Origin of the sequence: Desulfobacula sp. (assembly GCF_030611305.1) — a bacterium.
GTDB lineage: Bacteria > Desulfobacterota > Desulfobacteria > Desulfobacterales > Desulfobacteraceae > Desulfobacula.
Genome location: NZ_JAUWQB010000145.1, coordinates 1 through 4,973 on the forward strand (window position 1 = coordinate 1; position 4,973 = coordinate 4,973).

General features: G+C 40.3%; 6 protein-coding genes and 1 pseudogene. All 7 read left to right on the top strand.

The window, feature by feature from the left end:
• A partial coding sequence (locus tag QAI40_RS16760; RefSeq protein WP_304511889.1) for a Fic family protein occupies positions 1 to 320 on the top strand: 320 nt, incomplete at its 5' end.
• A gap of 22 nt (positions 321 to 342) precedes the next feature.
• Positions 343 to 1,068 (top strand): class I SAM-dependent methyltransferase, encoded by a 726-nt coding sequence (locus QAI40_RS16765; protein ID WP_299983922.1) that lies wholly within the window; start codon positions 343 to 345, stop codon positions 1,066 to 1,068.
• A gap of 5 nt (positions 1,069 to 1,073) precedes the next feature.
• Entirely contained in the window at positions 1,074 to 2,045 is a 972-nt protein-coding gene (locus tag QAI40_RS16770; RefSeq protein WP_299983923.1) for a GDP-mannose 4,6-dehydratase, read from the top strand.
• Entirely contained in the window at positions 2,045 to 3,331 is a 1,287-nt protein-coding gene (locus QAI40_RS16775; protein WP_304511890.1) for a flippase, read from the top strand. Before QAI40_RS16770 ends, QAI40_RS16775 begins: the two co-directional genes overlap by 1 nt.
• Positions 3,322 to 4,455, top strand: coding sequence for a glycosyltransferase family 4 protein (locus QAI40_RS16780; RefSeq protein ID WP_299983927.1), 1,134 nt, complete (start codon positions 3,322 to 3,324; stop codon positions 4,453 to 4,455). The genes QAI40_RS16775 and QAI40_RS16780 overlap by 10 nt, the downstream gene beginning before the upstream one ends.
• A 69-nt stretch (positions 4,456 to 4,524) precedes the next feature.
• Positions 4,525 to 4,662, top strand: a complete 138-nt coding sequence (locus QAI40_RS16785) for an HTH domain-containing protein (protein ID WP_299983929.1) — start codon at positions 4,525 to 4,527, stop codon at positions 4,660 to 4,662.
• A gap of 77 nt (positions 4,663 to 4,739) precedes the next feature.
• Positions 4,740 to 4,973: pseudogene (locus QAI40_RS16790) on the top strand (hypothetical protein); the annotation flags it as partial.

Here is a 4,973-nt window from a genome sequence, read left to right on the forward strand (position 1 = left end):
ATCCTGAACATGAGGAAGAAGATAATTTCAGAATTATCTTTCCACTATCCGAGCAAGTTACGGAGCAAGTTACCGAGCAAGTTACCGAGCAAGTTACCGAGCAAGTTACCGAGCAAGTTGAGAGGAAAAACAGGATTATAAAGTTTTGTCATAATCCCAGATCGACATCTGAAATCATGGCCCATTTGGGCTTGAAGCACAGAGAGTATTTTCGATCTAAGATTCTTCAGCCTCTGTTAGAGGAAGGAATATTGATCCTGACAATCCCGCATACGCCAAGAAGCCCAAAACAAAAATATTATACCCGAAAGAAGAAATAACACGGCAATCACAGAAAAAAATTTGGCTCAGAATATAAAAGATAAATTACTCAAAAATTACCAGAAACGTAAACTCTGGTATGGTAACAACAGTTTTCTGGAATGTGCCGAGGTCTTTGAAATAGAGACTGCCAGGGCAGGTGTTAAAGAAGGGGACGATATTCTGGAAATCGGATTTGGTGAAGGACTTTTTTTTGACTGGGCCCGGGAATCCGGTTCGAATATTATTGGTGTAGAGATCAATCGTGATTTATACTCTTTGGCTAAGGAACGGGGTCATACTGTTTATTTGGGGGATACCCAAGAGGTTCTGTACGATTTAGATAAAAAATTTGATGGCATTTTTCTTTTTGATGTTCTTGAGCATCTTACCTTGGAAGAAATTTCGAGTTTATTTGATTTTTTCCAAACAATCCTTGGGAAAAAAGGGAAAATTCTTGCCAGAGTGCCCAATGGCGGCAGTCCTTTCGGCAGGTTGCTTCAGAACAGTGATGCAACCCACGTAACTGCCTTAACTGGAGCAAAAATTCAGGATATTGCCCAGCTTTCAGGATTGGAGGTAAAAGGGATATATAATGGTGCCCGGACGAAAAAAAGCGGTGTACATAAAAACTGGATATTAAAATGGATTGCCTATAAAGTAAGAGATGTTATTCAACTGGCAATTGGTTATTTATATTATGGTGAAAATATTCCTCTGGACCCAAACCTGACTATTGTGGTTGGCCATATTCCTGGGAAACAATAAAAATTATGAATAAAAAAGCTTTGATTATTGGTATTACTGGGCAAGATGGTTCTTATCTGGCAGACTTTCTTCTGGATAAAGGATATCAGGTGGTTGGGACTTCCCGCGACGCTTCTCTGGCCTCCTTTTCAAACCTTATCCATTTGGGAGTGCGGGACAGGGTGCAGGTTGAGTCTGTTTCTCTGAACGATTTTCGGAGTGTTATACAGGTATTTAAAAAACACCGCCCCGATGAGGTTTACAACCTTGCCGGGCAGAGCTCTGTTGGCTTATCATTTGAACAGCCGGTTGAGACCTTTGAGAGCATAAGCATAGCAGTCTTAAATCTTTTAGAGGCTATTCGGTTCATGGATTTGCCTATCCGTTTGTATAACGCCGGTTCCAGTGAGTGTTTCGGCAATACGGATGGCCGGGCAGCTACGGACAAGACACCTTTCCATCCCCGAAGTCCTTATGCGGTTGCTAAGGCTGCGGCCTTCTGGCAGGTTGCCAATTATCGGGAAGCTTACGGGATGTTTGCCTGCTCAGGGTTGCTTTTTAATCATGAATCTCCGCTTCGTCCAAAGCGATTTGTAACAAAAAAAATAGTCCGGGCTGCCTGTCAAATTGCGGCGGATGGCAGTGGAGTGTTAAAGCTTGGCAATCTTTCTGTTCAGAGGGATTGGGGCTGGGCTCCGGAATATGTTAAGGCGATGTGGGCCATGCTCCAACAGGAAGAGCCAGAAGATTACGTTATTGCAACCGGTCAGACAAATTCACTTCAGGATTTTGTTGAGGCGGTCTTCAGCAATCTCGGTCTTAACTGGCGTGATCATGTGGAGTATAACCCAGATCTTAAAAGGCCTGCTGATATAGATATTTCTATTGCAAATCCAGTAAAAGCAGAAAAAAAACTCAAATGGAAAGCATTATATTGTATGCGTGATGTGACCAGAATGATGGTTGAGGCTGAACAGGCCGGAAAGAAAAAGCAATAATGATTCAATCTTTTTTTAAAAAAACAATTGATGCATTGACAAAAGATAAGAAGATGCTCTCCAATTTTTATATTCAAGGGTTGGGACAATTTCTGGGGCGGTTCCTTTTTTTTGTTTTCTTAATGGTTTCCGCACGGGTTTTAGGTGCCCATGAATTTGGCGTTTTTTCTTTCTCTCTGAGCATTTGTTACCTGTTTCATACTGTGATGAATTTCGGCCTGGATCATTTGGCTATAAAGTGGGTTGCAAGGCAGGAATTTGAAAGATTTTCAACAATTGCCTTGACCAATCTCGGCACAATCCTTTTCGGCTTTTTTCTAATTTTCATTGTCTCTTTCTTTTTTGACAGACATATTTTTCTAATTTTAAATATTTTAGGAATCGGGTTTTGTTTTTTTTCTGTCAATACAATTGTTTTCAGTTATTTCAGAGGCCTTGAAAAAATGAAGCTTGAACCCTTCATTTTAGTGGGGCAACGGCTGATTTTACTGTTAACAAGTTTTGTATTCTTAAGTATTAACAAATCTGCAACAGCTATTTCCATTTCATTTTCTTTGAGTCTTTTTTTGGCATTTCTGTGCATTGGGGTGATCCTATACATAAAAAAAATAAATCTGATTCAAAACAGCGAATTCGCATTCATGAGACAAAAAATAGTCTCTGTTCTGAAAGAAGCTTTTCCTTTGGCGCTTGTCACCGGCCTGGGTATTATTTATTACAGGATTGATTCGGTGATGATAGCAGGATATCGACAGATAAGTGATGTCGGGATTTACACCGGTGCCTATATGGTCATTGAAGGGGTTATGTTGCTGGTAAGAGTCATTATGATCGCCTCTTTTTCAAGATTATCACAATATGGCAATATGGTGGATATTAAATTTTATGTGCTCTATAAAAAGCTCTTGATTCTTTTGATTATACTTTCTTTGATCCTTTGTTCAATCATGTATGGTGCCGGTGAATTTATATTTGATCTATTTCTCGGAAAAGAATATCAAAGCAGCGTTGGTGTTTTTTATATTCTTTTATTATCGGTTATTGCCCTATATCCTGGGACCCTGGCAACCCATGCGTTAATTGCCATAGATAAGCAAAAAGTTTATATGTATATCGCACTAACTTGTACAATAACTAATATTTTGTTGAATTTTATATTTATCCCCAGATTTGGTATTCAAGGCGCTGCCTGGGCTACGGTTATAACAGATATTATTTTAACTGTTTCCTGTATGGCATATTTGTCATTGTTTTTTAAGAAAAAGGTAACGCCCAGATGCGCATAGGATTAAACCTCCTGCACATGCATGATGGCATCGGAGGGGTCTGGAATTATGTCGAAAATTTAATTTCTGCCATAGGTGACCTGGACAGACAAAATACATATATTGTTTTTGTAACCCGTCAGAGCCAGCGACTGGTTCCGGATCAGAAGAATTTCAAAAAGATTTTAATTAATATTAACCCTTTAAAAGCGTGGCATCGGATTCTGTTTGAAAACACAATCCTTCACTACTACGGCTGGAAACATAAAATTGATTGTTTCCATTGGTTTGCCAATGTATTGTCTCCGTTTCTATTAGTTCCCGGGTTGGTAACGATCTATGATCTTCTTCCCTTGCGCTACCCGGGTTCTTATTCCCAAATTAAGCACTTGTACCTAAAAACAGTGCTAAGTATTACAGCCAAAAAAGCAAAATCAATCCTGCCGATTTCAAATACCACCGCGTTGGATATCATCCAGATTTTAAAGCCTAAAACAGATCAATTGCATGTTTTGCCGGTTATTATAAATGATATGTTCAAGCCCTCTCAAGAGGGTGAAATAAAAAAATTTAAAGATAGATATAAGTTGCCGGATAAGTTTTGGTTATATGTTGCAAGTTTTTATCCCCATAAAAATCATATCCGTCTGATTAACGCCTGTTCAGACTTAAAAAAACAAGGGGAAACTCCATGGCCTCTGGTTCTGAGAGGGGACTCGGGACCAGATACAGGGACAACAAAGGAGCTGATTGAGGCTGAAATAAGCAAACTTGATTTAGATAAAGACGTGATCTGGCTGCCACGTCTTGCTTCTTATGAGCTGCCGTTGCTGTACTCCGGCGCAAGTGCCTTGATCTTCCCCTCTTTGTTTGAAGGCTGTGGGATTCCTGTAATTGAGGCAATGGCATGTGGATGCCCGGTTGCCGCATCAGATATTAAAGTCGTTAAGGAATTTGCAGATGAGGCGGTCTTCTTTTTTAATGGAAAAAGTGTCGACAATATTTGCAGTGCAATGCTCAAACTTCAAAGTGACCCGCTCTTCAGGGAAAAATTAATAAATAAGGGTATAAACAGGTCAAGATTTTTCACAGGGGAACATGTTGTTGAAAAATTATTAATCGCATATAAAGGTGCTGTTCCTTAAAAACCTGGGGTCAGGCTTGCGTTGTTGTCGTTATTGTGAGACAGGAGAACGGAGGCTGGAGACGGGCAAGTGAATTTGTGGCAAAGATGGTTCATAGAGCAACTCTCAGCAGGCAAGCAGATCAGAGCATCCGATTTGGCTGCCTATTTCCCTATTTCCGAGAAGACCGCAAAACGGGATATTGCCGATTTAAAAAGAAATATTTAATTCTTTACATAGCTTCTTTGGCTCTCGGAGGTGCCGGCGCATAGCTTGTTGCCAGGTGGGCCAGTGGTTTTGGGCTTTTGGACAAGGCCAATCATCGGAGTTCTCATAAAGGAGTTGTTCCAAAGGGCGGCGGGATTGGTATCCTGGCCGCTTTTTTGCTGGCATCATGGATGTTGGGGCTGTCGTATAGTCTGAATGATTTTATGGTTCTTTGTGCGTTTCTCTTTCCTTTTTATGCGGATGAGTTGACAACCTTATATGTGAGGATAAAGGGTGAACGCCATTCAAGATTAATGGATAGATTGATGAAA